This is a genomic window from Streptomyces sp. NBC_00045 (assembly GCF_045041095.1).
Classification (GTDB): domain Bacteria; phylum Actinomycetota; class Actinomycetes; order Streptomycetales; family Streptomycetaceae; genus Streptomyces.
Genome location: NZ_CP108272.1, coordinates 258077 through 283865, shown reverse-complemented (window position 1 = coordinate 283865; position 25789 = coordinate 258077). Strand labels below are relative to the sequence as shown.

General features: G+C 72.4%; 27 protein-coding genes and 1 pseudogene. 17 read left to right on the top strand and 11 right to left on the bottom strand.

What is annotated here, in order from left to right; all coding sequences use genetic code 11:
• Positions 1-15 precede the first annotated feature (15 nt).
• Entirely contained in the window at positions 16-813 is a 798-nt protein-coding gene (locus tag OHA65_RS37180; protein ID WP_327286553.1) for a VOC family protein, read from the top strand.
• A 471-nt stretch (positions 814-1284) separates the two neighbouring features.
• On the opposite strand, the gene OHA65_RS37175 is transcribed toward OHA65_RS37180, so the two are convergent.
• Together OHA65_RS37175 and OHA65_RS37170 are read right to left on the bottom strand one after the other, a co-directional pair.
• Entirely contained in the window at positions 1285-1866 is a 582-nt protein-coding gene (locus OHA65_RS37175; RefSeq protein WP_328765547.1) for a histidine kinase, read from the bottom strand.
• A 38-nt stretch (positions 1867-1904) separates the two neighbouring features.
• Positions 1905-2870 (bottom strand): DJ-1/PfpI family protein, encoded by a 966-nt coding sequence (locus OHA65_RS37170; RefSeq protein WP_327286257.1) that lies wholly within the window; start codon positions 2868-2870, stop codon positions 1905-1907.
• 70 nt (positions 2871-2940) lie between these two features.
• Here OHA65_RS37170 and OHA65_RS37165 point away from each other — a divergent pair, with 70 nt between their 5' ends.
• Entirely contained in the window at positions 2941-3579 is a 639-nt protein-coding gene (locus tag OHA65_RS37165) for a DJ-1/PfpI family protein (RefSeq protein WP_327286256.1), read from the top strand.
• Positions 3580-3608: 29 nt separating this feature from the next.
• Here OHA65_RS37165 and rox read toward each other — a convergent pair whose 3' ends face one another.
• The 3 genes from rox to OHA65_RS37150 all read right to left on the bottom strand — a co-directional run bounded on the left by rox (position 3609) and on the right by OHA65_RS37150 (position 8813).
• Positions 3609-5102 (bottom strand): rifampin monooxygenase, encoded by a 1494-nt coding sequence (gene rox / locus OHA65_RS37160; RefSeq protein WP_331729878.1) that lies wholly within the window; start codon positions 5100-5102, stop codon positions 3609-3611.
• 216 nt (positions 5103-5318) lie between these two features.
• A complete protein-coding gene (locus OHA65_RS37155; protein WP_331736341.1) occupies positions 5319-6422 on the bottom strand; it encodes an NAD(P)/FAD-dependent oxidoreductase in 1104 nt (367 codons plus the stop codon).
• Between the two features lie 174 nt (positions 6423-6596).
• A complete protein-coding gene (locus tag OHA65_RS37150) occupies positions 6597-8813 on the bottom strand; it encodes an MMPL family transporter (protein WP_331736339.1) in 2217 nt (738 codons plus the stop codon).
• 319 nt (positions 8814-9132) lie between these two features.
• Between OHA65_RS37150 and OHA65_RS37145 the strand changes: the two genes are divergently transcribed.
• The 5 genes from OHA65_RS37145 to hemC all read left to right on the top strand — a co-directional run bounded on the left by OHA65_RS37145 (position 9133) and on the right by hemC (position 12909).
• Positions 9133-10401: a sensor histidine kinase gene (locus tag OHA65_RS37145; RefSeq protein ID WP_331736337.1), complete on the top strand. Its 1269-nt coding sequence runs from the start codon at positions 9133-9135 to the stop codon at positions 10399-10401.
• Positions 10398-11132: a response regulator transcription factor gene (locus OHA65_RS37140; protein ID WP_331736335.1), complete on the top strand. Its 735-nt coding sequence runs from the start codon at positions 10398-10400 to the stop codon at positions 11130-11132. Before OHA65_RS37145 ends, OHA65_RS37140 begins: the two co-directional genes overlap by 4 nt.
• Positions 11133-11252: 120 nt before the next feature.
• Positions 11253-11528, top strand: coding sequence for a hypothetical protein (locus OHA65_RS37135; protein WP_327286250.1), 276 nt, complete (start codon positions 11253-11255; stop codon positions 11526-11528).
• The gene (locus tag OHA65_RS37130; protein ID WP_327286249.1) at positions 11525-11788 is read left to right on the top strand and encodes a hypothetical protein; all 264 of its coding nucleotides are present in this window, start codon (positions 11525-11527) and stop codon (positions 11786-11788) included. Before OHA65_RS37135 ends, OHA65_RS37130 begins: the two co-directional genes overlap by 4 nt.
• Before the next feature lie 185 nt (positions 11789-11973).
• A complete protein-coding gene (gene hemC, locus OHA65_RS37125) occupies positions 11974-12909 on the top strand; it encodes a hydroxymethylbilane synthase (RefSeq protein ID WP_327286248.1) in 936 nt (311 codons plus the stop codon).
• A gap of 12 nt (positions 12910-12921) precedes the next feature.
• Here hemC and OHA65_RS37120 read toward each other — a convergent pair.
• Positions 12922-13508 (bottom strand): annotated as a pseudogene (locus OHA65_RS37120) (GDSL-type esterase/lipase family protein).
• A gap of 217 nt (positions 13509-13725) precedes the next feature.
• Here OHA65_RS37120 and OHA65_RS37115 point away from each other — a divergent pair.
• Both OHA65_RS37115 and OHA65_RS37110 read left to right on the top strand, forming a co-directional pair.
• A complete protein-coding gene (locus tag OHA65_RS37115; RefSeq protein ID WP_331736333.1) occupies positions 13726-14868 on the top strand; it encodes a serine hydrolase domain-containing protein in 1143 nt (380 codons plus the stop codon).
• Positions 14869-14896: 28 nt separating this feature from the next.
• On the top strand, positions 14897-15694 hold the full coding sequence (locus OHA65_RS37110) for a MerR family transcriptional regulator (RefSeq protein ID WP_329317114.1): 798 nt from the start codon (positions 14897-14899) through the stop codon (positions 15692-15694).
• Between the two features lie 76 nt (positions 15695-15770).
• On the opposite strand, the gene OHA65_RS37105 is transcribed toward OHA65_RS37110, so the two are convergent.
• Together OHA65_RS37105 and OHA65_RS37100 are read right to left on the bottom strand one after the other, a co-directional pair.
• A complete protein-coding gene (locus tag OHA65_RS37105; RefSeq protein ID WP_327286245.1) occupies positions 15771-16637 on the bottom strand; it encodes an AraC family transcriptional regulator in 867 nt (288 codons plus the stop codon).
• A 118-nt stretch (positions 16638-16755) separates the two neighbouring features.
• Positions 16756-17490, bottom strand: coding sequence for an MFS transporter (locus tag OHA65_RS37100; RefSeq protein ID WP_327286244.1), 735 nt, complete (start codon positions 17488-17490; stop codon positions 16756-16758).
• 83 nt (positions 17491-17573) lie between these two features.
• Between OHA65_RS37100 and OHA65_RS37095 the strand changes: the two genes are divergently transcribed.
• From OHA65_RS37095 to OHA65_RS37080, 4 genes are all read left to right on the top strand, one after another.
• Positions 17574-18545: an RNA polymerase subunit sigma-70 gene (locus OHA65_RS37095; protein WP_329317112.1), complete on the top strand. Its 972-nt coding sequence runs from the start codon at positions 17574-17576 to the stop codon at positions 18543-18545.
• A gap of 55 nt (positions 18546-18600) precedes the next feature.
• A complete protein-coding gene (locus OHA65_RS37090) occupies positions 18601-19161 on the top strand; it encodes a dihydrofolate reductase family protein (RefSeq protein WP_327286243.1) in 561 nt (186 codons plus the stop codon).
• A 185-nt stretch (positions 19162-19346) separates the two neighbouring features.
• Positions 19347-20663 (top strand): serine/threonine-protein kinase, encoded by a 1317-nt coding sequence (locus OHA65_RS37085; RefSeq protein WP_328765541.1) that lies wholly within the window; start codon positions 19347-19349, stop codon positions 20661-20663.
• Entirely contained in the window at positions 20656-21054 is a 399-nt protein-coding gene (locus OHA65_RS37080; protein WP_327286241.1) for a hypothetical protein, read from the top strand. The genes OHA65_RS37085 and OHA65_RS37080 overlap by 8 nt, the downstream gene beginning before the upstream one ends.
• A gap of 260 nt (positions 21055-21314) precedes the next feature.
• Here OHA65_RS37080 and OHA65_RS37075 read toward each other — a convergent pair whose 3' ends face one another.
• Positions 21315-22178, bottom strand: a complete 864-nt coding sequence (locus tag OHA65_RS37075) for an alpha/beta fold hydrolase (protein WP_331736331.1) — start codon at positions 22176-22178, stop codon at positions 21315-21317.
• On the bottom strand, positions 22175-22768 hold the full coding sequence (locus OHA65_RS37070) for a TetR/AcrR family transcriptional regulator (RefSeq protein WP_327286239.1): 594 nt from the start codon (positions 22766-22768) through the stop codon (positions 22175-22177). The genes OHA65_RS37075 and OHA65_RS37070 overlap by 4 nt, the downstream gene beginning before the upstream one ends.
• A 242-nt stretch (positions 22769-23010) precedes the next feature.
• Here OHA65_RS37070 and OHA65_RS37065 point away from each other — a divergent pair, with 242 nt between their 5' ends.
• From OHA65_RS37065 to OHA65_RS37055, 3 genes are all read left to right on the top strand, one after another.
• Positions 23011-23514: a hypothetical protein gene (locus OHA65_RS37065; RefSeq protein WP_327286238.1), complete on the top strand. Its 504-nt coding sequence runs from the start codon at positions 23011-23013 to the stop codon at positions 23512-23514.
• A 149-nt stretch (positions 23515-23663) separates the two neighbouring features.
• On the top strand, positions 23664-24008 hold the full coding sequence (locus OHA65_RS37060) for a MazG-like family protein (RefSeq protein ID WP_328765538.1): 345 nt from the start codon (positions 23664-23666) through the stop codon (positions 24006-24008).
• On the top strand, positions 24005-24496 hold the full coding sequence (locus OHA65_RS37055; RefSeq protein WP_327286236.1) for an NUDIX hydrolase: 492 nt from the start codon (positions 24005-24007) through the stop codon (positions 24494-24496). Before OHA65_RS37060 ends, OHA65_RS37055 begins: the two co-directional genes overlap by 4 nt.
• 118 nt (positions 24497-24614) lie before the next feature.
• On the opposite strand, the gene OHA65_RS37050 is transcribed toward OHA65_RS37055, so the two are convergent.
• Positions 24615-25088 (bottom strand): nuclear transport factor 2 family protein, encoded by a 474-nt coding sequence (locus OHA65_RS37050; protein ID WP_327286235.1) that lies wholly within the window; start codon positions 25086-25088, stop codon positions 24615-24617.
• Positions 25089-25211: 123 nt separating this feature from the next.
• On the opposite strand from OHA65_RS37050, the gene OHA65_RS37045 reads away from it, so the two are divergent.
• Positions 25212-25784 carry a helix-turn-helix domain-containing protein gene (locus OHA65_RS37045; RefSeq protein ID WP_328765537.1) on the top strand — a complete coding sequence of 191 codons (573 nt, stop codon included), beginning with the start codon at positions 25212-25214 and terminating at the stop codon, positions 25782-25784.
• The last annotated feature ends 5 nt before the right edge of the window (positions 25785-25789 follow it).

Here is a 25789-nt window from a genome sequence, read left to right as displayed (position 1 = left end):
GCTTCCGTGCCCGACATGAACGGCCCCTACAAGCCCGGCACCCCCTGCTGGATCGACCTGATGGTCCCCGACCAGCAGGCCGCCCTCGACTTCTACTGCGACCTCTTCGGCTGGCAGGGCGAGGTCGGTCCGCCGGAGACCGGCGGGTACTCGGTCTGCACCCTCAAGGGCAAGCCGGTCGCCGGGATCATGAAGGCGTCCAACCCGGACGGCACCGTGCCCGATCCGCTGCCGCCGACCGTCTGGACGACGTACCTGGCCACCGACTCCATCGACGCCACCCTCAAGTCGGTCACCGACGCGGGCGGCAGCGTCATGATGGGCCCGATGGACGTGATGGACCTCGGGCGGATGGCCGTCATCACCGACCCGACCGGCGCGGTCGTCGGCCTCTGGCAGGCCGGGAGCTTCGACGGCGCGGGCATCGTCAACGAGCACGGCGCCCTGATCTGGAACGAGTTGAGCACCGGTGACACCGACGCCGCGGCCGCGTTCTACGCCGCCGTCCTCCCGATCACGACCGCCCCGACGCAGATGCCGGGTGCCGAGGGGTACATCGAGTTCAAGGTGGGGGGCCGCGCGGTCGGCGGGATGATGGACCTCTCGGCACTGCCGGCCGGGGTTCCACCGCACTGGCTGCCGTACTTCCACGTCGACGACGTGGACAGCATCCAGGCCGCGGCGGTACGGGCCGGGGGCAACGTCATGGCCCCGGCCTTCGACATGGCGGCGGGCCGGATGGCCGTCCTGTCGGACCCCCAGGGCGGCACCTTCTCGGTGATCAAGGCCTCGGCACCGGAGCAGCCCGCGTAGGTTCCGTCCCTTCGGTGGAGTGCGGCCCGGTGGGCGATGGCGAGTCCGTCGCGCCGTGGGCCCGAGCCGCGCCCCTCCGCGAGGCGGTCGGTACACCTCAGGTGAGGCCGTTGTCCCTGGCGTAGAGGGCGGCCTGGGTGCGGTCGCGCAGTCCCAGCCGGGCTCAGGACGCGGGAGATGTGGTTCTTGACGGTGCCCTCGCTGAGGTAGAGCCGGGCTCCCGATCCCCTTGCTCGTGGCGCCCGCCGAGATGAGGCGCAGGACCTCCGTCTCCCGGAGCGTGAGCAGCTCGGGGGTCGGGAGCCCGGCCGCCGGGTTGGCGATGACCGTCTGGTCGAACTGGGCCACCCCGGCGTGGGCGAGACGTACGGCCCGCGCAAGCTCGGCGGCGGGCAGGTTCTTGAGGAGGTAGCCCACCGCGCCGTCCTTCAGCGCCCTGGAGGCGGGCTCCGTGCTCGTCGTAGGTGACGGTCACCCCGATCTCGGTGGCGCCGGAGTGCCGGCAGGCATCTTGAGGGTGATGCAGCGGCTCCCGCCGTCCAGGTGGTGGACGAGGTCGGCGAGTGCCCGGGAGAAGCCGAACAGTTCGGACTCCGACCCGGGACCCAGGGTGCGCACGGAGGCCCGTGCCTCGGCCAGGGCGCGGTTCGCCGACCAGCGGGCGTGCGACACCGCCTGCGCCGAAGCCTGCGGATCGAGCGAGGCGAACGCCTCGGCCTTCTCCAGCTGGATCCCGATCGCGGTCAGGTGGTGGCCGAGGCTGTCGTGGATCTCGCGGGCCAGCCGGTTGCGTTCGCGGGCCGCGGACAGCTCGGCGACCTGGGCGAGCGTGCCCTCCGGCCGAGCGAGGGCCTGCTGCTCGCGTACGGCCACCGCGGCCATCGCGAGGGCCAGGACGATCCCCAGGGCGAACATCAGCAGGTCCGAGATGTACTCGGCGCGCACCCACACCGACGGGCTGGTGGCGATCGGCAAGGAGGCGTACGAGCCGATGCTGCCGTCGTTCGTCGCCGCCTTCGCCGAACTGGAGGCCTGGGCGCCACGCCCGGACACCCGCCCGTAGGTCCGGTCACCCCCATCCGCGGAGGGCGTCAGCCCGGCGCCCGGCGGAACTGGCTGCGGTGGGTCGAGGGGCTGACGCCCATCGTCTTGCGGAAATGGTGGCGGAAGCCGGCAACCGTCAGGCCCACCCGGGCGGCGACCACGTCGATCGGATGGTCCGCGGATTCCAGCAGCACGGTGCCCGCCCGGATCCGCTGGTCGGTGAGCCAGCGTCCGGGTGGCAGACCGGTCGTGTCGACGAAGCGGCGTTCGAACTGGCGTACCGACAGGTGCGCGACGCCGGCCAGCTCGCCAACGGCGAGACGCCGGTGCAGGTTGTCCAGCGCATGGCTCATGGCGCTGCCGATCGGGTCGTCCGCAGGGGCCTCGCCCACCACCGGATGCTCCGCGAACTGGGCCTGGCCGCCCTCGCGGTGCGCCGCCACCACCATGCGGCGCGCCAGGCGGGCGGCGACGGCGGAGCCGTGGTCCTTGCGGACGAGGTGCAGGCAGGCGTCGATGCCCGCGGCGGTGCCGGCCGCCGTGACGACGGGGCCGTCGTCGATGTAGAGCACGGAGGCGTTGACCGTGATCTGCGGATGGCGTGCCTGGAGCAGCGCGGCGTGCCGCCAGTGCGTGGTCGCTTCCCTGCCGTCCAGCAGGCCGGCGGCGGCCAGGGCGAACGCCCCGCTGCAGATCGACACCACCCGCGCTCCTCTCGCGTACGAGGCGCGCAGGGCGTCCAGGACGGCGGGCGAGACGTCACGGCGCACGTCCGGCACCCCCGGGACGATGACGGTGTCGGCGAACCGGAGCCGGTCCAGGCCGTGGTGCACCACGATGTCGAAGCCGCCCACGACCCGGTGCGGTCCGGGTGTCTCGGCGCACAGCTCGAACCGGTACCAGCCTTCCACGTCCAGCTCGGGCCGCGGGACCGCGAAGACCTCGGCGACGGTGGCGAGCTCGAACGGCGCCATTCCGTCGAAGGCGAGGCAGGCGACCCGGTGGTGACGCATGGCGGGATCCTAGCGGTGGGCGCCGTTTGCGACACTGTCCCGGGCGCCCGTCCGCGCGGAGGCTGGTGCCATGAAACGTGACACCACTGCCCCGCTGACCTTCGGCGTGCTCCTCTTCGACGAGGTCGAAGTCCTCGACGTGGGAGGCCCCTTCGAGGTCTTCAGCACGGCCGGCCGACTGGCCCGTACCGCCGCCGACGAGCCGCTGCTGCGCGTCCTGACGGTGGCGGCGGACGCCCGGCCGGTCCGCGCCCGTGGCGGCCTGCGGGTCGTGCCGGACCACACCCTCGACGAGGACCCGCCCTTCGACGTCCTGGTGATCCCGGGCGGCGTCACCACGGCGGTCGAGAAGGACGCGGACGTCATCGACTGGCTGGCCCGGCGCCACGCGAGCTCCGCGCTGACCTTCAGCATCTGCACCGGCGCGTTCCTGCTGGCCGCCACCGGCGCCCTGCACGGCCGTCCGGCCACGACCCACTGGGAGGACCAGGACGAACTGGCCGAGCGATGGCCGGACGTCCGGGTACGCGGCGACGTGCGGTGGGTCGACGACGGTGACATCGTCACCTCCGCAGGGATCAGCGCGGGCATCGACGCCAGCCTCCACATCGTGGGCCGCCTCCACGGTGTAGGACTCGCCCGCCGCACCGCCCGCCAAATGGAATACGACTGGATCCCCGGAGGCACCGCCGGACACGGCGTGCGGTGAGGCGGTCGCGGGGTCAGGTCGTCGGGGGCTCAGGTCGTCGCGGGGCCGAACCAGCGGGCGAGGTGGGTGAGGAGGTCCTGCCGGTCCTCGCCGACCCAGATCACGTGGCCGTCCGGGCGCAGCAGTACCGCGGGCGCGTCCAATTCCTCGCTGACGTCGACGACGTGGTCGACCCGGTCCGCCCAGCCCGCCACCGAGAGGCGGCCGGTCTGGTCGAGGAGCAGGCCACGGCCGTCGTGGGTCAGGTCGTAGAGGCGGCCCCGCTTCAGCTGTACGTCCCGCAGCCGCCGGCCGAGCAGGTCGTGGCCCTCGCCGAAGTCGTAGCGGACCGAGATCGCGGTGATCTTCTCGATCAGGTACCGGTTCACCTCCTCGAACTCCACCAGCTCCGCCATCAGCCGCCGCACTGCCCGGGCACCCGGCTCGGTCGACATCAGCTGGATCTGCGCGCGGGTGTTGTCCAGGACGTCGGCCGCCACCGGGTGCCGTTCGGCGTGGTAGCTGTCCAACAGCCCCTCGGGGGCCCAGCCTGCGACCTCCGCGGCCAGTTTCCAGCCGAGGTTGAACGCGTCCTGGACGCCCAGGTTGAGTCCCTGGCCGCCGGTCGGCGGGTGGATGTGCGCCGCGTCGCCGGCCAGCAGCACCCGGCCGACCCGGTAGCGCTCGGCCAGCCGCGTCGCGTCGCCGAAGCGGGAGAGCCAGCGCGGCGAGTGCGCGCCGAAGTCGGTGCCGCCGTACGCCCGCAGCTGCTGCTTGAACTCCTCCAGGGTCGGCGCGGCTGCGCGGTCCTCGGCCACCCCCTCGGCGGGCACGACGACCCGGTACTCCCCGTCCTCCATGGGCATGGCGCCGAACCTCAACTGGGTCTTGCGCACTTCGGCCATCACGGCGGCAAGCGTCTGCGGCTCCACGTCCAGCTTCATCACGCCCAGCAGCGTCTCGACCCGGGACGGCTCGCCGGGGAAGGCGACGCCGAGCAGCTTGCGCACCGTACTGCGGCCGCCGTCGCAGCCGACGAGGTAGCGCGAACGCAGCCGTGTGCCGTCGGCCAGCTCGACGTGGACCCCGTGTTCGTCCTGGGCCAGCCCGACCACCTCGCAGCCGCGCCGGATCTCGGCGCCGACCTCGGTGGCGCGCTCGGTCAGCAGGCGCTCGGTGGTGGTCTGCGGGATGTGCAGGACGTACGAGTGCGCCGTGTCCATCTGCTCCGGCCAGGACTTGGCGAGACCGGCGAAGAAGCCGCCGACCATGTACTGCTTGCCGAGCGGGAGGAACCGCTCCAGCAGGCCGCGCTGGGCCATGACCTCGATGCTGCGGGCGTGCAGGCCCTGGGCGCGGGACTGCTGGGTCGGCTCCGTCTCCCTCTCCAGTACGAGCACCCGCACGCCGTGCAGCCGCAGCTCGCAGGCCAGCATCAGACCGGTCGGCCCACCGCCGGCCACGATCACGTCTGCGTCCACGTCCACGTCCCCGTGCGCGTCCACGGCCTCGCTTGCGTCTGCGATCCCGTTCACGTCCGTCATGAAAACCCCCATTGCGCGTGTTGCCTCTCGGCCGGCCGCCGTGCGCAGGCCGGCCCGTACGCCGTCGAACGCGTACAAACTTCTCGAATCCCCGGTTTCCGGCAGTTTCTGGTTCCGGTCGGAGATTGTGCAGCACACAGGGGGCCTTGCCGCAAGGCCCCCTGTGCGCTATATGTTGAGAGTGGCAAGGAGTGAGTGATGACCTCCTTGCCTTTGTCATGTGTGGTCGGCTGCGTCGTCGCCGGACTGGTTGCCGTGGAGCTCGGCGCCTTCGAACGTCACGACCTCGGCGCTGCGGGGGAACATGGCCTGCTCGTACTCGGTGAGCGCGGCCTCGATGTCGTCGGGGTGCGCGGCGAGGGCCTTGCCGAGTTCGGCGCCGTCGAGCAGGGCCAGGTTGGCGCCTTCGCCGTTCGGGGCCGTGAGGTGGGCGGCGTCGCCGAGCAGGGTCACGCCCGGCACCCGGTCCCACCGGTGCCCGGTCGGCAGGGCGTAGTAGGGGCGCAGGACCGGCGCGGTGTCGCCGTCGGTGACGAGCGACGTGAGCTCCGGCGCCCAACCGGCGAACTCCTGCGCGATCCGCGCGGTGGCCGCGGCGGCATCGGTGAAATCTATGGCGTCGAACCAGTCCTGCGGCTCGGTCAGGCCGATGTAGGCGTGCAGGGTACCGCCGCTCTCGCGGTGCGCGAAGATCTCCCTGCCCTGCTCCGGCACGATCATCGACCCGCCGCCGACCGCCTTCGCGGAGGCGGGGTGCCGGGTGTCCGCCTCGAACAGGTGGGTCTCGACGACCGACGTGCCGACGTACTCGGGTGTGGCGGTGGAGAGCAGCGGCCGGACCCGTGACCACGCGCCGTCGGCGCCGACCAGCAGGCTCGTGACGATGGTGCCGCCGCCGGCGAACGCCACCTCGTGGCGGCCCCCGCCGAGGGCGCGGACGCCGCTCACCTTGTGGTCCCACCGGACGGTGCCGGCCGGCAGCGAGTCGAGCAGGACCTGTCGCAGCTCCCCGCGCTGCACCTCGGGGCGTCCACCCGTGCCGTCGTCGGCCTTGTCCCACAGGACCGTCCCGTCCCGGTCGAGCACCCGCATGGCCTGTCGGCCCTCCAGGACGATGTCGTGGAACTCGTCCATCAGGCCGGCCTCGCGGAGGGCGAGCTGCCCGTTGTAGTCGTGGATGTCGAGCATCCCGCCCTGCGTGCGCGCCGTCGGGGAGGGATCGGCCTCGTAGACCGTGGCCGGGATTTTGTGCACGTGCAGGACGCGGGCCAGCACGAGTCCGCCGAGTCCTGCACCGATGATCGTGACCGGGGTGTGCATGGTGGCTCCTCGGGATCGGGGCCGCCCGGTTGGCTCCGGCCGGCCGTTCCCCGGAAAGGTGCCGGACCCCGCCGACAAGGCGGCGACAAGGCGGCGACGATCCGCCGACATCGGACCGGAAGCCCCCGATACCCGACCGACACGGCGGATCGTCCCGGTCGCCCGGGAAATCGGCTAGTACGCCTTGACCCGGGCGGGTTCCGGATCCCCGGCGGGTTCCGTCGTACGGGGCCGGAGACGGGTTCCGGGCGTGGGGCGGGGGCGGACCGGCCACCAGAGGGTCCTGCCGAGGAGTGCGGCGAGGGCGGGGACCAGGACCAGCGACAGGACGAGCGCCGAGAGCAGGATGCCGAGCGTCATGGCGAAGGCGACCTGTTCGGTGCCGGGGGTCGTGGCGAGGGTGGCGAACGAGCCCGCCAGGATCAGGCCCGCCGTCGCGATAGCCGGTGCCGTGTGACGTAGCGCGCGGGCCACGGCGGCTCGGGCCGGCCCCGGGCGGCGCATCTCCTCGCGGATCCGGTCGGTGATCAGGATGTTGTAGTCGGTGCCCAGGGCCACGACGAACAGGAACAGCACCAGCGGGAGGGTGAAGCTGACGCCCGGCCTGCCGAGGGCGTGTTGGAAGAGGAGGGTGGCGGCGCCGAGGGTGGCGGCGAAGCCGAGTCCGACGGAGAGCAGCAGGGCCATCGGTGCGAGCAGGCTGCGCAGGAGCAGCAGGAGGATCAGCGCGATGAGCACGGCCGCGACCGGGAACACGATGGTCAGGTCGTGGTCGACAGCGGCCGAGATGTCGGCGAACACCGCGGCCGTTCCGCCCACGTGTGCTGCCGTACCGGCGGGCGCGTGCGCGGCGACCGCGGCCCGGATCGGTCCGGAGGCCAGGTCGCGGGCCTCCTGGCTCTGCGGGTCCGCGGTCGGGTAGACGTCGATGCGGGCGGCGCGGTGGTCTTCGTTCAGGACGGTCGGTGCGACCTGCCCCACGCCCTCGACCTCGGCGAGCGCGCGGGAGAGGCCGCCCAGCCGGTCGGCGGTGAGGGTGCCCCCGTCCTCGGCGGCGACGAAGACGCTCGTCGGGTCCGACACGCCGGCCGGCAGCGCGCGGGAGATCTCGGCCGCGGTGGCCGCCGCCGGGGTCCGGGCACCGGAGTCACCCTGCCCGTAGTCCATGCGGATGCCGACCGTCCCGGCGGCCAGTGCGCCGAGGAGGGCGACGGAAGCGGCCAGCATCATCAGGGGTCGTCGCGTTACCAGCGCGCCGAAGCGGGCGGCCAGACCCTCGGGCGGCTCGCGGCGCAGCGCCCGGGAGGGCCAGAACATCTTTCGCCCGGCGGCCGCGAGCAGCGCCGGCATCAGGGTGAGACTGCCGAGCAGCATCACCAGTACGGCGACGGCGATCGCGGGGCCCAGCGAGCGGAACTGGCCGAAGGTCGCCACGCCCAGCGTCGCGAACGCGGCCACGATGGTCAGGGCCGCCGAGGTGATCGCGGTGCCCACCCGGCCGGCGACCTGCCCGGCCGCCTCGCGGGCGGACTGCTCGGGCCGGGCCCGCAGTTGCTCGCGGAAGCGGAACAGCAGGAACAGCAGGTAGTCGATGCCGATGCCGAGCAGGACCGGGTTGATCAGTCCGGGCGTGCCCGCGTCGAGCTTCAGGCCGGTGAGCATCGCGGCGCCCGCGACGGACCCACCCGCCACGCCGATGATCATGGCGGCGGCGAGCAGCGGCAGCAGGGCGGCCAGCACGCTGCGGAACACCAGTACGTTGAGCAGGACGATCAGCAAGGTGATGAGGGCGCCCCCGACCTTCGTGGCGGTCGCGTGGGAGTCGGCGGTGTCGACGGTGTCGGCCAGCCCCCCGGTGAACCCGGTACGCATCCCCGCCTCGGCGAACTGCGTCCGGGCGGAGTCCCGGAAGGCCCGGTAGACGCCCTGGACGCCCTCGTCCGCGGGATTGCCGAGCAGCTCGACGGAGAGCAGTTGGAAACTCCGGTCGGGCGCGGTCATCGCCGGGGCGATGCGGGGCGTCTGGGAGCGGTCGGGGACCAGGAACTGCGGCTTGTCGTCCTGCCGGGGCATGACCACCCGGCGCTGGGCCAGCTTCGCCGCCCGGGCCTCGATCTGCTGCTGGTCCGCGGCGTCGAGGGGTTTGCCGTCGGCCCGGGCGACCAGCACCGTCACCGTCGTGGCGTCGGGATCGACCCCGAACTGCTCCTCGGCGATGTGCAGCGCGGCGGCCGAGTCGTAGCTGCGGGGCAGGAAGTCCCCGGTCTGGTTCTGGGTGACGCGGGCGAGCAGGGTGGGGGCCAGGGCGCTCAGGGCGAGGCCCAGCACCGCCCAGAGGGTGATGACCTTCCAGGGGTGTCTGGTGGAGTATCCGGTCAGGGCGCGGATCACGATGTGTCCTCCGGCGGACGGCTTGGGTGCGGGATGCGGGATGCGGGATGCGGGTTGCGGGTTGCGGGTTGCGGGTTGCGGGTTGCGGGTTGCATGCGGGTGTTTGCCGGGGGCTCCCGGCCGGTGTCCAGACCATCAGTGCGGGGTACGGTCGGGCGTCGGGGCAGCGGATGATCCGGGCGGGGGTCCTGGGTCCCGGGCCGGCGCCCCGACCAGGACCCTGGTCCTGGTCCTGGCTGCGGTCCTGGTCGTGCGGCTGCTGTGAAACCCTGTCCCGGAGGCCGTTGGCAGGCCGGACGCAGGGGGACAGGGAACAGACATGCCCAGGAGCCGAGACCGCGGGCCCGGCGAGGCCGCGAAGCCCGGGGAAGACCGGGAGCGGGAGCGGGAGCTGTCGCACACCGACGTCGGCAGCGACACCGCCGAGCCGCCGTGGACCCGTAACGACGCGCTCGTCACCGGCGGGGCGTGCGCCATGAACCTGCTCAGCTACGTGTTCTTCAACGATCCCAGCGGGCAGCACGCCGTGAACGTGGCCGGGTTCCTGCTCGTCGCGCTGGCGGCCCTGCCGCTGCTCGCCCGGCGCAGCCACCCCGTCTCGGCGCTCGCCGCCGTACTGGCGCTGGACGCGACGGCCGCCCTGACCGTGCCGCTGTCCACCCACTTCGGCGCCGTACTGATCGTCGCCCTGTACTCGGTCGCCCGGGCCCGCCCAGGCCGGGTCACCGCCGTCGCGGCCGTCGCCACCGTCGCGCTGACGCTGCTGAGCCAGAGCCACGGCCGGATCCCGCCCTGGCAGGACGTCGTGTCCGCGCCCGCCTCCACCCTGATCGTCGTCGGCACCGCCCTGGCGGTCAACCGCTGGCAGCGGGAGGTGGAGGCCAACCGGCGACTCCTCGCCGACCGCGCCGTGGCCGATGAACGCCGCCGCATCGCACGGGAGTTGCACGACATCGTGGCGCACCACATCACCACCATGCAGCTGATGGCCGGCGGCGCCCGCGCCAACATCGGCGATCCGGAGGTGGTCCGGGACGCCCTGATCACCCTGGAGTCGTCCGGGCGGCTGGCACTGCGCGAGATGCGCCAGTTGCTCGACGTACTGCGGGCCGGCGACGAACCGGAGGCCGAGCTTTCGCAGCCGCAGCCCGGCGCTGACGACCTCGACCGTCTGGTCGCCGAGTCGCGGCTCGCCGGACTGCCCACCGAGTTCAGCGTCCACGGGGAGCCGCGCCCGCTGCCGCCGACCGTCGGCCTCACGGTGTTCCGGATCGCCCAGGAGGCCCTGACCAACGCCCGCAAGTACGCGGGGCCCGCGCGGACGTCCGTACGGCTGACGTACCGGCAGGACCGGATCACCGTGGAGGTGCGGGACGACGGCGCGGGCGCGGCGCTCCAGGAGGCGGCTCCCCCGGCAGGATCGGGCGGATACGGCCTGCTCGGCATGCGCGAGCGCGTCGCCCTGCACGGCGGCACCCTCACCGCGGGCCCGCAGGCCGACGGCGGCTTCGCGGTGGTCGCCGACCTGCCGCTCAGTACGGAGGAGACGGCCGAGGCGGCCGTCCAGCACGAGGGGGCCCACCGATGACCGAGCCGACGCTACCGCCGACGCCGACGCCGACGCCGACGCCGACGCCGACGAGGATCAGGGTCCTGATCGCGGACGACCAGCCGCTGGTCCGGCGCGGACTGTCGTTGATCCTCTCCCCCGACCCGGCCTTCGAGGTGATCGGCGAGGCCGAGAACGGCGCGCAGGCCGTCAACCTCGCCCGCCAGCTGCGCCCCGACGTCGTGGTGATGGACATCCGGATGCCCGTCCTCGACGGGGTCGGCGCGACCGCGGAGCTCGCCGCCACCCTTCCCGGCTGCCGGGTCCTGGCCCTCAGTACGTTCGACCTGGACGAGTACGTCGTGGGCGCCCTGCGCGCCGGAGCTTCCGGGTTCCTGCCCAAGGACAGCTCCCCGGAGGACCTGGGCGCGGCGATCCGCACGGTCCACGCCGGCGAGGCCGCCGTCGCGCCGCGCCTGCTCACGCGGCTGATCTCCACGTACGTACGGGCCCCGCACGCTCCGCGGCCGACCCCGACCGGGACGGGCGAACTCACGCCCCGCGAGGTCGAGGTGTGGCGCCTGATGGCCACCGGGCTGGACAACACCGGGATCTCCCGCGCCCTGGACCTCAGCCTGTCCACGGTCAAGAACCACATCACCAGCGTCTTCGGCAAGCTCGCCGTCCGCGACCGCGCCCAGGCGGTCATCGCGGCGTACGAATCGGGCCTGGTCACAGCGGGCGGGGGCGGGACGAGGGACGAAGGCTGAGCCCCGTGCTCGTGCCGTCGAAGGTTGCGCGGCGCTCCTACGGGTGGGGGCACGGCATTCGGCCTTCGATGGCGCGTGCTCCACTCGCACCATAAATCGAACACGTGCTTGAATTAGGGAATGCAGTACTCCTCTTCCCGCTCGTCCCACCCCTCCCCGTCCGCCCCCTCCTTCCCCGACGACCTGGTCGAGCTCCAGGCCGATTGGCTCCGCACCTACCGGGAACTGGCTCGGCAGCCCGCGTCGGCCCGTACCACCGGGCTCCGCCGCCGGCTGATCGACCTCTCGCGTGCGATCACCGCCCATCCGTACTGGTCGCGCCCGGTCCGTACGGCGGGCGGCCCGGCCGAGCTCCGCCGCGCGGCGAAGGCCCGATCCTGGGCGAGGGCGGCATGACGAGCGCCTGCCCCGGCAACGACCAGGGCCGCATACCGACCCCGGCTCCCCGCCTGGTGGTCCACCCCCCGGACCACCGCGGCTGGCGCCGGGTGCGGTACGACGGGCAGAGCCTGGGCACGGCGTACCGGATCAGCGACATAGCCGTCTTCCTCGCCGCCACGGGAATGGAGTGCGCGGAGGACTTCGACCTCACGGACCCCACCCACGTCGACTGGCGCGGCGGCGGCCCCGACTGCTGGGCACCGCCGGCGCCGTAGCGGGCCCGGCGGGCTCGGTCCCGGACCCGGGCCCGGGCTCGACCACCTGCTCGGACCGGGCCCCGTCCGCATCGCCGCCGGCTCCCTCGCACACACGCCCGACAACCCCAACCGGCTTACGCCCAAGCTTGGTTGGGCATGCGGCTTGCGCGGGGCGCCGAGGTCCGACGGCCTATCGTGGCCCCATGACCCGACCCGACGAAATCCGCATCGTCTCCCGTTCCTCACCCATGGCCCTGGCCCAGGTGGAGCGGGTACGGAGCGAGCTGGCCCAGCACCACCCCGGCATCCGTACGACCGTCGTGCCCGTCACGACCTCCGGCGACCGGTGGCAAGGCGCCCTCTCCGCCCTCGGCGGGAAGGGCGCCTTCACCAAGGAGGTCGACGCCGCGCTCCTCGCCGGGGAAGCCGACGTCGCGGTGCACTGCGTCAAGGACATCCCCGGCGACCGGCCCCTCCCCGAAGGAACCGTCTTCGCCGCCCACCTCAAACGCGATGACGTGCGCGACGCGGTGGTCCAGCCGGACGGCCTCACCCTCGACGAGCTCCCGGCCGGCTCGCGGATCGGCACCTCCTCCGTGCGCCGCGTCGCCCAGCTCGCGCAGTCCCACCCGCACCTGGACTGCATCCCCATGCGCGGCAACGCCAACAACCGCCTGGCCAAGCTCGACGCCGGGGAAGCCGACGCCCTGCTCCTGGCCGTGTCGGGCCTGGAACGCATCGGCCGCGCCGACCGGATCACCCAGATCCTGAGCGTGGAACAGATGTTCCCGCCCATCGGCGCCGGGGTCCTCGCCCTCCAGGTCCGCAAGGACGACCGGGCCGTCATCGATACGCTGGCCCCGCTCGGCGACCTCGACGCCTGGAGGGAGACCACCGCCGAGCGCATGCTGCTGCACGTCCTGCAAGGCCACTGCAACAGCCCGATCGCCGGATACGCCCGTGCCACCGCCGACGGCCGCCTCTCCCTGTGGGGCCGGGTGTTCAGCCCCGACGGCAAGCAGGTGGTCGACGCCCACGAATGGGCGGGCCCCCTGGACCCGGCGACCCTCGGCATGTCCGTCGGCGTCGCCTTGCTGCGCCAAGGCGCCCGGGACATCATCGACTCCATCCCGCACTGACCCGATGAACGGTCACGCGACCAGGCGCAGCCAGGCCGACGCGAGTGCGGCGTGGCCGGCCGGCGTCGGGTGCACGCCGTCCGCGGCCCGGTGTTCCGGTCCCGTCGCCGCGGCGAGTTCGGCGAACATGGCGTCCGCGGCGAGCAGGTGCGCGCCGTATGCACGGGCGAGTGCGCGTACGACCTGGATCTTCGGGTCCAGATCGGCGCGCCACGCCTTTCGGACCTCGTCGTCGACGTGCGTGTCGCGTGCCGTGACGATGCCGCTGATCGGCAGGAGGAAGGGCTCGATGAGGACCAGCTCCGTTCCCGCTGCGGCCAGCGGCGCGAGCAGGCGGCTGTCACCCGCCGCGAAGTCCTCGGCGGGGATCACGTGGCCGTCCGGGTCGACGGTGTGCCAGCCCATGTCGTTGACGCCGACGAGGATCGACACCACGTCCGGGTGTGCGTCGAGCACGTCCGCCTGCCATCGGGCTTCCAGGTCGCTCACCTTGTGGCCCCCGATCTCGGTGTTCAGCCAGGTCACGGGCCGGTCCGGATGCCGTAGACCGAATCGCCGGTGAACATCACGGTGCTGCCGGGCCGGAGGGTGATCGTCATGTGCGCTCCTCGGATGTGGTGGGGGAAGAGGGGGTTGCGGGGGCGGCTGCGCCGGGGGCCGCCGGTGCGGGGGCGCCGGGCAGGAACAGTCCCTGCCCTTCGACCACGGGCCGGCGGTGTGACCCGGAACACCGTTGAGGTTGACCTCGGGTCGGGGTGGAGGCTCGTCGCAGCGGCCCGGCTCCGGATCGGGCCCAGCGGATGTCAAGGGAGCGACATGTCCATCACCCTTTCCGACCAGGGGCAGGATCGACCGGAGCTGCAGAAGGCGATCGAGGAGATCGTCGAGTCCGGATTCCTCGGGGTGCAGCTGCGGGTGAACGACGAGCGGGGCGAGTGGGTCGGCAGCGCCGGGGCACGCGAACTGGGCCGCAGCGGCGAGCCGCCGACCGACGGGCACTTCCGCATCGGCAGCAGTACGAAGAACTTCATCGCGACCTCGGCGCTCATGCTGGTGGCCGAGGGCAGGATCGGACTGGACGCCCCGGCCGACGACTACCTGCCCGCATTCGGACTGGACCGGCGGATCACCGTGCGGATGCTGCTGCAACACACCAGCGGGATCTTCAACCACACCGGCGAGCTCTACGAGGACGGCACGTTCGTGCCGGGGATCCCCATGCCCTACGGCGTCACGGGCACGGAGTGGGTCGACAACCGGTTCACGACGCACCGGCCGCAGGAACTGGTACGGCTGGCGCTGTCCAAGCCGGCCCGGTTCGAACCGGGAGCGGACTGGAGCTACTCCAACACGAACTACGTCCTGGCCCGGCTGGTGATCGAGAAGGTCACCGGCCGTTCGTTCGCCGAGGAGCTGCGGCGGCTGGTCCTGGGGCCGCTGGGGATGACCGGCACCGTCGCGCCGGACAGCTCGCCGGAGATCCCCGAGCCGTACAGCCGCAGTTACTACCGCCGCTACCGCCACGGGGACGCCGGGCAGGAGGAGACGGTCGACATCAGCCGTCAAAACCCCTCCTGGGTTTCGGCCGGTGGAGACATGATCTCGACCACTCGGGATCTGCACACGTACTTCTCCGCACTGATGGGCGGCAAGCTCCTGCCGGCCGGGCTGCTGGCCGAGATGCGCACGCCGGAGCCGAAGGCCGGCTACGGCCTGGGAGTGTTCGCCCAGGCCGCGGGGCCGTACGGCGGTACGGTCTTCCACCACAACGGCGCCCAGGGGGGCTCGGCGGCGCTGATGTACGGCACGCCCGACGGCAAGAAGACCCTGACCGCCGGGCTGAACTGTGTGGATGACGCAGACCTGTCCATCGCAGCGGCGTTCCAGTACGCCTGCCAAAGGCTCGTCGACGAGGTGTTCGGCGGCGGGCAGGCGGATCCGGCCCGGCCGACGGACTGAGCCCGACACGAGGCAGGCTGAGCAGATGATGAACGCAGCGATGAGCGGAGTCACGATCGGGCAGGCGGCGGCCTTCGTCGGCGTCACGGTGAAGACGGTGCGGCACTACCACAAGCTCGGAGTGGTCGAGGAGCCTCGACGCGACGGCTCCGGCTACCGGCGGTACGGATCAGCCGACCTGCTGCGGCTGGTGCAGGTCCGGACGCTGGCCGGCGCAGGGGTGCCGCTGGCCGAGATCGGGCCCCTGCTCGACGCCGACGCCGACGCCGAGCACTTCGCCGCCGTCCTCGCCGACGTCGAGCGGCAGCTCACCGAACGGATCGCGGACCTGATCACGCGCCGCGACACGTTGCACCGGCTCGCCGACGGCGACCGGGCCCTGCTGCCCGACCGCGCGGTGGCACTGCTGGAACGGATGTCCGCCCTCGGTTTCGGCCCCGACTACGTGGCCGCGCAGCGCGAGGCCCTGGTGCTGGCCTCGGCGATGGTGCCGCAGGGCTTCGACGACTTCCTGACCCAGCTCGAACACCGTCTCGACGACCCCGAGTACGTCGACCTGACCCAACGCGGCCGGGAGGCCGAGTCCTGGGAACCGGACGACCCGAGGATCGACGAACTCGCGACCGCCATGGCCGACCACTGTCTCGCCCACCCCGAGCTGCTGGGCGATCCCGCCAACCTGCGGGCCTGGACCAAGGCTTCCGCGCAGTACAGGCTGATCAACAACCACCGCGGGGACCGGGCACCGGTCGCAGCCCGGCTGACCGCGCTCACCGAGACCAAACTCCGCTCGGCGGGCGTACCCATCCCCCTCCCCCGCCAATGACGGGACGACGGGACGGACGAGACGACGTGATGACGGGATCCCCACGGCACAGTGGCCCCGAGTCCTGCCGAGGTGTTCAGCCCTGCTCGGGCTCCACCGGGAGCCACAGTTCGGCGTCGACCCCGGTCTCGTCCGGCGACGGGCGGATCCGCAGGATCTCGGGGCCGGGTCGGCTGCGGTACGGGTTCGACGGGAACCACTGCGTGAACACGTCCCGCCACAGCTCCTGGATGGCCTGCGGCGCCGGCCCGGAGGTGGTGAACACCGCCCAGGTGCCGGCCGGGACGCCCAGCGCGGTCGTGCCCTCGGGCGCGGCCATGGAGGTGATCACACCGTGGTAGTAGTCGAGTTCGGTGCCCTCGGCGCGGCTGGGGTCCAGGTCGTCGCAGACCGCGACGATGCCGTGCGGCTCCTGGTCCGACAGTTCCTCCAGGCGCTCCAGGCTCTGGGGGGCGATCCCGCGGACGAAGTCCACGATCGCTCGGTTCGGTCCCGCGTGTACCAGCGGTACCCGGGCCTTGAGCCCGACCACGGCGAAGTCCGCCTTGTCCACGACGCGATAACGCATGTCGCTACTCCCTTCGATGGTGAGACGGAAGGCCATCCGGGATTGGGAGCTGAGCTCGGCGCCGGTACGGCGGGCCTCGCCCGGTCCGATGCCGTGCATGGCGCGGAACGCCCGCGCGAACGCCTCGCCGGAGCCGTAGCCGTGGCGCACCGCGATGTCCAGCAGCGTTTCGCGCCCGGCGAGCACTTCGGCGCCCGCGAGGGTGAGCCGGCGGCGCCGGACGTACTCCGACAGCGGTATGCCCGCGAGCGTGGAGAACATCCGGCGCAGGTGGTACTCCGAGGTGGCTGCGATCCGTGCCAGTTCCTCCACGTCGATGGCCTGGTCGAGATGGCGCTCGATGTGCTCCATGGCCTGGTTCAGCCGCTCCAGCATGCCCGGTTCCTTCCTCTTGACGCTCACCACGCTAGACAGCGACCACCATGCCGGACCCGACATCTCGTGCCCGCTCCGGTCGGGTGAGCGCGTCCGGGCAGGAGGTGGGGTGTGCTCCTCACGCACCGCTGGGCCGGCCCGGTCCGTCCGTGCGGGTTTTGCGCGGCAGCACGGTGACGGCGAGCAGCAGTGCGGCCGCCAAGAAGCAGCTCGCCACCACGAAGGCCGCAGGGGCGGCGGTCGCGGTGACGATGCCGGCCGCGTCTGCCGCGTCGCTGTTGGCGGCCAGTACGAAGGCGCCTGCCGTGGCCAGTCCGACGGCGCCGCCCAGCTGGCGGAGCGTCTGCCGCAGGACCGAGGCGTCGGGCCTCTCGTCCTCGGGGACCGCACGCATCAGTTCGGCGCTCAGGGCGGGGATCGGCATGCCCATCCCGATGCCCGCGAGGATCATCCCGGGAACCTGCCACACGTACGCGCGCGGCTCCAGGGCGACCGTCCACGCCGTCACGCCGAGCGTGGCGGTCGCCAGGCCGAGCACCACGGGTACCCGGATGGACCCGGAACGGTCCAGCAGGTAGCCGGAGGTGAAGGTTCCCGCCGTCAGGGCCGTGACCAGTGGGAGCAGGGAGGTGCCGGTGGCCAGGAGCGGCAGGTTCATTGCCTGGCGCAGGAGCACGACGCCGTGGAGGACGAAGGTGGTCAGCCCCAGCTCGCGCGCCATCGAGTCGAGGGCGACCGCGACGACGGTCTGGTCCAGCATGACCATCCCCCCGGCGCACCCCATGGCGGCGACGACGAAGTGCTTGCGGGGCGCGGGGGTGCCTTCGGGGGAAGGGCGGTGCGGACGCGACACCCACCTCCAACGAGTGAACCGCCCGAACGGCATCGCCGCGCCGTCATGATGGTCTCGTGGAAGCCGTGGACGCCGTGGAACCCGTGGACTTCGAGGCTCACCGGCGTGAGCTGACGACGTACTGCTACCGGATGCTGGGCTCGTTCCACGAGGCCGAGGACCTGGTGCAGGAAACGATGCTGCGCGCGTGGAAGGCCCGCGACCGGTACGACCGTAGGCGCGCGTCCGTACGGACCTGGCTGTACCGGATCGCGACCAACGTGTGTCTGACCGCATTGGAAGGCCGTGCGCGGCGGCCGTTGCCGTCCGGGTTGGGTGCGCCGAGCGACGATCCCGGGGCTCCGCTCACGCCCGCGCTCGACATCCCCTGGCTGCAGCCCTTCCCCGACGCCCGGTTCGACACGGGGGTGCGGGCCGACATGCGGCTCGCGCTGGTGGCGGCGATGCAGGTTCTGCCGCCGCGGCAGCGGGCCGTGCTCGTCCTGCGCGAGGTACTGGAGTTCAGTGCCGCCGAGGTCGCCGCGCAGCTCGGGAGCACGGTCCCGGCCGTCAACAGCGCTCTGCAGCGGGCCCGCGCGGCCCTCGCGGACGTGGGCGACTCGGGGGAGGTCACCGAGCCCGATGACCCCGAGGCACGCACCGTGATCGACCGGTACGTGCGTGCGTTCGAGGCCGCCGACGTCCCCGGGCTCGTACGGCTCCTCACCGATGACGCGGTGCTGGAGATGCCGCCGGTGCCGCTGTGGTACCGGGGCAGCCGCGACTACGGCCTGTTCATGCGCCGCGTGTTCGAGATGCGCGGGGCCGGGTGGGGCGTGCGGCGCCTCACCGCCAACGGGCAGCCCGCGCTCGCCGCGTACGCGCCGGAAGGCGACGGCGTCGAGAGCCGGGCGGGTGGCGGGGGCGGGGGCGGTCACCGGCTGCACACGCTCCAGGTCTTCACGGTCACCGGCGGCCGGATCGCCCACAACGTCGTGTTCGCCGATCCCCGCGTGTTCGAGGCGTTCGGCCTGCCCCGGCAGATTTCTTCGGACGAGTTCCGCCGGGTGCGATGAGTCGTACCGGTGCCGCCGGTACGTACCGGTGAGCATCGACCGGAGGGACGTCATCGTGAGCGTCATCGTCATCGAATTCATCACCCTGGACGGGATCGTCACCGACCCGGACGGATCCGCGGGCACGCCGACCGGCGGCTGGGCGTTCCGCCACGGCCCCGAGACCGTCGCCGGAGACAAGTTCCGGCTCGGCAGCCTGCTGGACGAGGGGGTCATGCTGCTGGGGCGCACCACCTGGCAGCTGTTCTCGCGGCTCTGGCCGGGACGCGACGACCCGTTCGCCGCGCGGATGAACGCCGTGCCTAAACTGATCGCCACCCGTACCCTGACGGACGTCTCGGGGTGGGCGAACTCGCAGGTCATCGACGGCGACCTCGTCGAGGCCGTCCGGCGTGAGCAGCGGGACGTCATCATCACCGGCAGTCTGAGCGTCGTGCACGCCCTGATGGCCGAGGACCTGGTCGACGAGTACCGGCTCCTGACCTTCCCCACCGTCCTCGGCACCGGAGAACGCCTCTTCCCGGCCGGCGGCCCGCCCGCGTTCCTGGAGTGCACGTCGTCCGGACGAACGGGCGCCGCCGTCCTCTCGCAGTACCGGAGGGCAACTCCACGCTGACCCGCGCCGGGGTACTGCCGTTCGTACGGGCGCACGCGGTCGCCCGAGCGCAGGTTGTGGGGTCCGCCGAGTGGCAGGCCGTGCGGTCGGCCACCCCTTGCCGAAAACAGCCCTTACCCACCCCGCCCGACCGGGGTAGAACAGAGTGCTCGTTCCGAGCCGCGCCGATTGCCACGAGGGGGACCATGGCGCAGGAAAGGCGTGAGGGGTCGTTGGTCGGCGGTCGCTACCGGCTGACGCACCGGCTCGGGCATGACGTGCTGGGCGGTACGTGGGTGGCCCTCGACGTGCTCCTGCAGGTCGAGGTGGACGTCCGGGAGGTGCGGCCTCCGGACGGGGTGCTGGAGGGCGCGCGCGGGGAGTGGCCGGTGCTCGCGATGCGCAGGGCCCGTACGGTCGCGCTCCTGCGCGATGACCCGGACATCGTGGCCGTGCTCGATGTCATCGCAGAGGACGACGCCCTCTGGCTGGTCACCGAGCGCATGTCGGGCCGCTCCGCGGACGAAGACCTCAGGATGCACGGCCCGATGCCCGCTCCCCGAGCCCGACAGGTCGCGGGAGCCCTGCTCCGTGCGCTGGCCCGCGTACACGCGGCGGGGATCGTGCACCTCAACGTGACGCCTTCCAGTGTGGTGCTCGACGACACCGGTCGGGTGCGACTCACCGGTTTCCACCTGTGGGTGCTGGGCCCATCGGATCTGGCCGTCGGCGTTCCCGACTACATGTCTCCCGAGCAGTTGGAAGGCGGTGCGCCGGGTGCGGAGAGCGACCTGTTTTCGCTGGGGGCGACGCTCTACGACCTCACCGAAGGCGTCGGACCGTTCCGGCGGGACACCGCGCAGGCCACCGTCGCGGCGGTGAGGGGCGAAGACCCTCCCCCACCACGACGGAACCCCGCCCTCGCCCCGCTGATCAGCGGCCTGTTGCACCGGGACCCGTCCCGACGCTTGACGCTGTCCGCGGCGCAGCTCCTCCTCGACCCCGTTGGTCCCGACTACGCTCGCGCACCTGCGGCCGCCTACGCCGCCCCTGCCACCGCGCCAAGTGCGAGTGCCGCACCGCCGCCACCTGCCGCCTACGCGCCGACTGCGTCCCCGTACCGGGGCCGGCGGAGCACGATCGGCACCTCCGCTGTGCCGGCCGGGGTGGTGTTGCTGCTGGCGGCTCTGGTGTGGCTGTCGTCCGTCACGGACATCAGCCACGAGGACGTGTCGGCGTTCCTCGGGGCGGTGGTGCCATGGGCGGTCTTCGCGCTCGGGCTGGGTTTCCTCGGCACGCAGGTGAGCACCGCGGTACAGCTCGCAAGACCGCCGGCTCACGCAGATGCACCGGGGACGGGGCCCTTGCGGTGGGTGGCGCCGCCGGCCCGCTGGTCCCGGGAAGAACGGACGGTGCGTCGTGCGGCTGCCGAGAGAGCGATCGACGAGGAACTGCTGGGCCTGGACCGGCTGACGGCAACGCTCTCGCCGGGCAGGGACGAGGACGGGGGCACCGATGTCTGAGCACGAGCCGGGACGTCCGGTACCGCCGCCGGAGACGCCGCACGCGGGCGACTACGAACCAACGGCGTTCATCGCGCCGCCCGTCGGCGTCGTACCGTCGTTTCCCGATGCCGACGAAGCACGGAAGTGGCAGGGCATCGAAGCCGACCACCTCGCGTGGCGGCGCCAACTGGTAGAGCGTCAGTTGCGGCAGGAGCGGCTTGACCAGTGGGTGGGCTACGGGTTCCGCCTGCTGGAGTACACGATCGTCATCGGCTTCGGTCTGGCGTTCGCCTGGTTGGGCTTCTACTCGGTGGACCACAAGGCGTCGCTACAGGCGGTGCCGTTGGTCAGCGGAGGCGTCGCCGGGCTGGCCGGGGCGGTGCTGGCGGTACGCAACAAACGGGGGTGAGCTGCTTGCGTCGCAGTGGGAGCGTGGGTGTCCTCGGCATGGCAACCGGGAAGACGGCTCGTACGAGCAAGGTGCAACCGGGCCAGATGGCGGGTGCCGTACCGCCCCTGCGCGCCAACGTCCCGTGGTCGCATGCCCGGCTGTTCGTACTGACGCATCCGGCTCCGCCGGTGAGCGGGCGGATGCTGTCGTTGGACGGATCCGGATGGCCCGGGGCGACGGGTCCGGCGAGCAACCCCATTGTCAACGAGGGTTCGGGGTTACGCGTCGAAGGTCCTGCGGAGCAGGGCGGTGAACTCGGCGGGGTGCGTGGTCACGCCCGTGTGGCCGCCGGGGAAGTGCACGAGGTCCGTACCGAGGCGCTCGGCCAGGAGCGCGGCCGGGCGGTACGGAAGTTCGCCGCGGGAGTCCTCGCCGCCGGCGAGTACGAGCCGGTCCAACACCGTCGCCAGGCGGTGGACGTCCGGGGCGTGGCCCATGAAGGCGGGCACGATGCGTCCCAGGAAGTACGGCAGGTTCGCCATCGTCCGCTCGGCCCGGGCCGCCACCCCGGGCGGCAGCTTGAGATCGGCCTGCGGGGTGGGCCGCGGCGTCGACGGCGTGTCGCCGTCTTCCGCCTTCAGGCCGGCCGCGAACTCGGCCATCGCCGGCATCAGTCCCCCGGTGCGGAACGTCTCCTGCACGCGCGCGAGGAACGCACGGTGTGCGGGGGCTTCCGGCAGGACCTCCACCAGCGGCGGTTCGTGCGCCACCAGGCGCCGTACGCGCTCGGGACGGGTGGCGAGCAGGTGTAGCGCGGCGATCGCGCCCGAGCTGGCGCCGAACACCCGCGCGGGCTCCGCCGGCGAGAGCAGGTCCAGGATCCGCAGCGCGTCGTCGGCGTGCTCGGCCACGCTCTGCTCGGCCTCGGGGTCGTCGAGCGTGCTGCGGGACATGCCGCGCGGGTCGTAGGCGGCGACGGTGTATCCGGCGGCGGCCAGGTCGTCGGCGATGCCGTCGAAGGAGGCCGCGCCACCCGATCCGCCGGGGACGAGCAGCAGGAGCGGGCCCTGGCCGCGTACTTCGTAGTGCAGAGTCGCGCCGTTCACGCGCAGGCTGCCGAGGGTCGGGGTCGGGGCGGTCATGCGGGGTCTCCTTCTTCGTACGGGGGCCAGTGCTCCAGGAGGGTGTGCAGGGCGTCGAGGGCGCGGAGCCAGGAGCTCTGCGGCGAACGCTGGTGCGCGAACCCGCCCGCGGCCTCCAGGGCGACGAACCCGTGGAACGTGCTGCGCAACAACCTGACCGCATCGGTCAGATCGGGCTCGGCCAGTCCGTAGCCGCGCAGCATGCCGTACGTCAGCTCGACCGCGCGCCGCGGTCCGGGCGCCCGTGCGGCCAGTACGGGGTCGATGTCGATCGGGGTCTGGGTCGCCGTGTAGCGGCCCGGGTGCCGGTGGGCGTACTCCCGCCAGGCGTTGGCGAACGCGACCAGCGCGTCCTTGCCCGCCAGCCCGGCGGTGGCCTCCGCGATGCGGATGGTCTTCTCGTCCGCCGCCAGCAGCGCGATCCGTCCGCGCAGGTCCTCCAGGTTGCGCACGTGCGAGTAGAGGCTCGCGTCCTTCACGCCGAGCCGCCGCGCCACCTGAGACATGGTCACGCGGTCGAATCCGACCTCGTCCGCCAGTTCGGCGCCCGCGGCCGTCACGCGCTCCGCCGTCAGCCCTGCCCGCACCATGCGCCGTCGCCTTCTGTTCGTCCAACCAACCTAGGAGCCCTAGTTATAACCTAGGGGCTCTAGGTTTTCCAAGCGCCCCTGCGGGGGGGGGCGGATGGGCTCCGCACCGCCACGCCGCGTCCCCGGACGCTCCTCCGGACGGGGAAGCCGGTTCCTGCCCCGGGGCGACATCTTCCGCCCACCACGGTTGGGATCTTCGACATGGCAAGAGCCGGAGTCCCCGCGTGACCTGAGGAGCACTGATGACCACCGTCGAGGAGTCGCCGCGGCACGGATGGCGTGGTGCGTGGCGGGCCGCTCACGTGCCCCTCGCCGGAGCACCCCCCTCGGCCCGGCTCGTCGCCCACGCCATCCCGTTCGCCGTCCTGCCGTCCGGCGTCTGGCGGATCGCGACCGTCGTGTTCGCCATGGCCGGCGACGGCAGGCACCATGGCGCCGCGGACACCACGGCGGGCCTGCCCACCCCGGTGTACGTGACCCTCCTGTCGGTCCTCTCCGAACTCCTCGCGTTCGCCGCCGTCGGTCTCATCGCCCCGTGGGGCGAGGCCTTCCCCCGCTGGGTGCCGGTCCTGCGCGGACGTCGGGTGCCGCTCCCGGACGACTTCCCCACCATCGCGCTGCACGGCTGGCGCCTCGGCTCCTTCCTCGCCGCCTACGCCCCGCTCCTGCTCTGGGGACCGCTCCTCGGGCTCCTGACCGTCGCCTACTGGCGCCGGCGCCGTACCCCACCAGCCCCGCGCCCCTGAGGACTTGATCCCGCGGCAGGCGCCCGACGCCCCCTGGGGAACGGTGAGGGCGCAAGGATGACCTCCTCGGTGGACGTCCGGGCATCCCGGACGCCCCCCGTTCGTTCACAGGGCCGGAACCGAACGACAGCCGGACGAAAGGAACCACCGTGGAGAAGAACGCCTGGGCGGTGACCGGGGAGCTCGCCGCCTTCCTCGACGAGGCCACCACCCATGTGCCCGCCGAGCAGCGCCGGGTGCTGCAAGTGCTCAAGATCGGGGAGGAGTTCGGCGAGGCCGCCCAGGCCGTCATCGGCGCCACCGGCACCAATCCCCGCAAGGGCCGTTCCCACTCGTGGCAGGACGTGGAGTCGGAGGTGTGCGACGTACTGGTCACGGCGATGGTCGCGCTGCACCGGCTCGGCGTCGAGGACCCGGCCGCGCTGTTCACCGCGCACCTGGAGAAGACCGCCGCCCGGACCCTGGCCGCCACCACCCCCGCCCGGGAGGCATGACCGTGTGGATTCCCCGAGAGGAGTGGATCAAGACGCTCCCGCAGACGATCGTGGCGTCCTGCGTGTTGATGCTGGACCGTGACGACCGCGTCCTGCTGCTCCGGTACGGCCCCGGCCAGCCCGCCTCCGGACAGTGGTGGCTCCCGGGCGGAATGCTCGACCACGGCGAGGACCCGTGGGCGGCGGCGCGGCGGGAGATGCGCGAGGAGACGGGGGCCGAACTGGACGACGTACCGCGGCTGATCGGCATCGACCACCGCGCCGACGTCGAGAACACCGGCCCCGTGATCGACTACTTCTTCCACGGCGGCATCCACACCGGCGAACGCCCCGTCCGGCTGAGCGCCGAGCACGACCGCCACGCCTTCAAGCACCTGGACGACCTGCGGGACACCCCGCTCGCCGCCCACCTCCAGACCCTGACCGCCCTGCACGCGGCCGCCCGGTCCGGCACCGCGGTCTACCTCCGCGAGGGACGCCCCTCATGACCCCGCGCACCTGGACGACCCGACCCCCGGCCGGGGCTCCGCCGATTCCCTGACCTTGACGGACGAGCTCCCCGCACACCGAGCCGGTGTGCGGGGCGCCGGGCCCGTCTCCGGCGGATCACGTGTCCGATCGGCCTCGTCCCGCCGGGACCGGGGCGGCCTCCAACGCCTGGACCAGTTGGGGCAGGTGGCCGCCCGCCACCACGAGGGCCAGGTGGTCGTGGAAGTCCCGACTGCTGACGATCAGGCCGTCGCGGACCCGCAGTACCTGGATGTTGGCGGTCTCGAAGGTCCGTCCGGTAGCCCGGTGGTCCACCCGGTAGTCCCACTCGGCGACCACCACCTCCGGGTCATCGGTCTCCCGAATGACCACGTTCACCGGGGTCAGTTCCACGGGCGAACCCGCGGAGACTTGCGCGAACCGCTCGGCGAGCACGGCCCGGCCCTCGAACCTGCGCGGCCCGACCGGCTCGAAGACGGTCTCCACGACCGTGTCCTCTGCGTAGAGTGCGGCCAGCTCCGAGTACCGACCCGCACCGATGGTCTCCAGCAGCTTCTGGGAAACCTCTCGCGGTGACAGCGTTTTGGGCATGATCAACCTCCGGCAGGATCAGCAGTAGAATCGGACTAGCGGCTCCGTTTGCAACGATACGGACTGGCGACTCCGGTTGTCCAGGGAGTCATGCCGTCGCCGGCGAAGGAAGGCGGAACAGGGATGAGTGGCGCACAGGAGCGCCCGCTGCGGGCGGACGCGGCCCGCAACCGGGCCAAGGTGCTCGATGTCGCCACGGAGGTGTTCACCACCCGCGGCGTCGGCGTGCCGACCGAGGAGATCGCAAGGGCCGCCGGGGTCGGCGTCGGCACGCTCTTCCGGCACTTCCCCACCAAGGAGGCGCTGTTGGAGGCGGTGATGGTGCGCAGGCTGGAGGAGATGGCGGCCATGACCGCGCAGCTGGCGGACCAGGCCGATCCGGCCGACGCCTTCTTCGCTTGCTTCCGTCTGGTGGTGGAACGGTCGGCGGGCAAGAACGAGTTCGCGCAGGCGCTCGCCTCGGCCGGTGTGGACGTGCACGCAGCGCTGCGGGAGTCGACCGAGGAGATCCAGGCCCGGCTCGCCGGCCTGCTTACCGAGGCCCAGCGGGGCGGGGTGGTCCGCCCGGAGCTAAGCCTGCCGGAGCTACTGGCGCTGCTGGTCGGTACGGGCGCCATGATGGAACAGCTCGGCGCGGACCCGGCGGCCCGGGAGCGGATCTTCGAGGTGGTCTTCGACGGGCTACGGCCCCGCTGACCGGC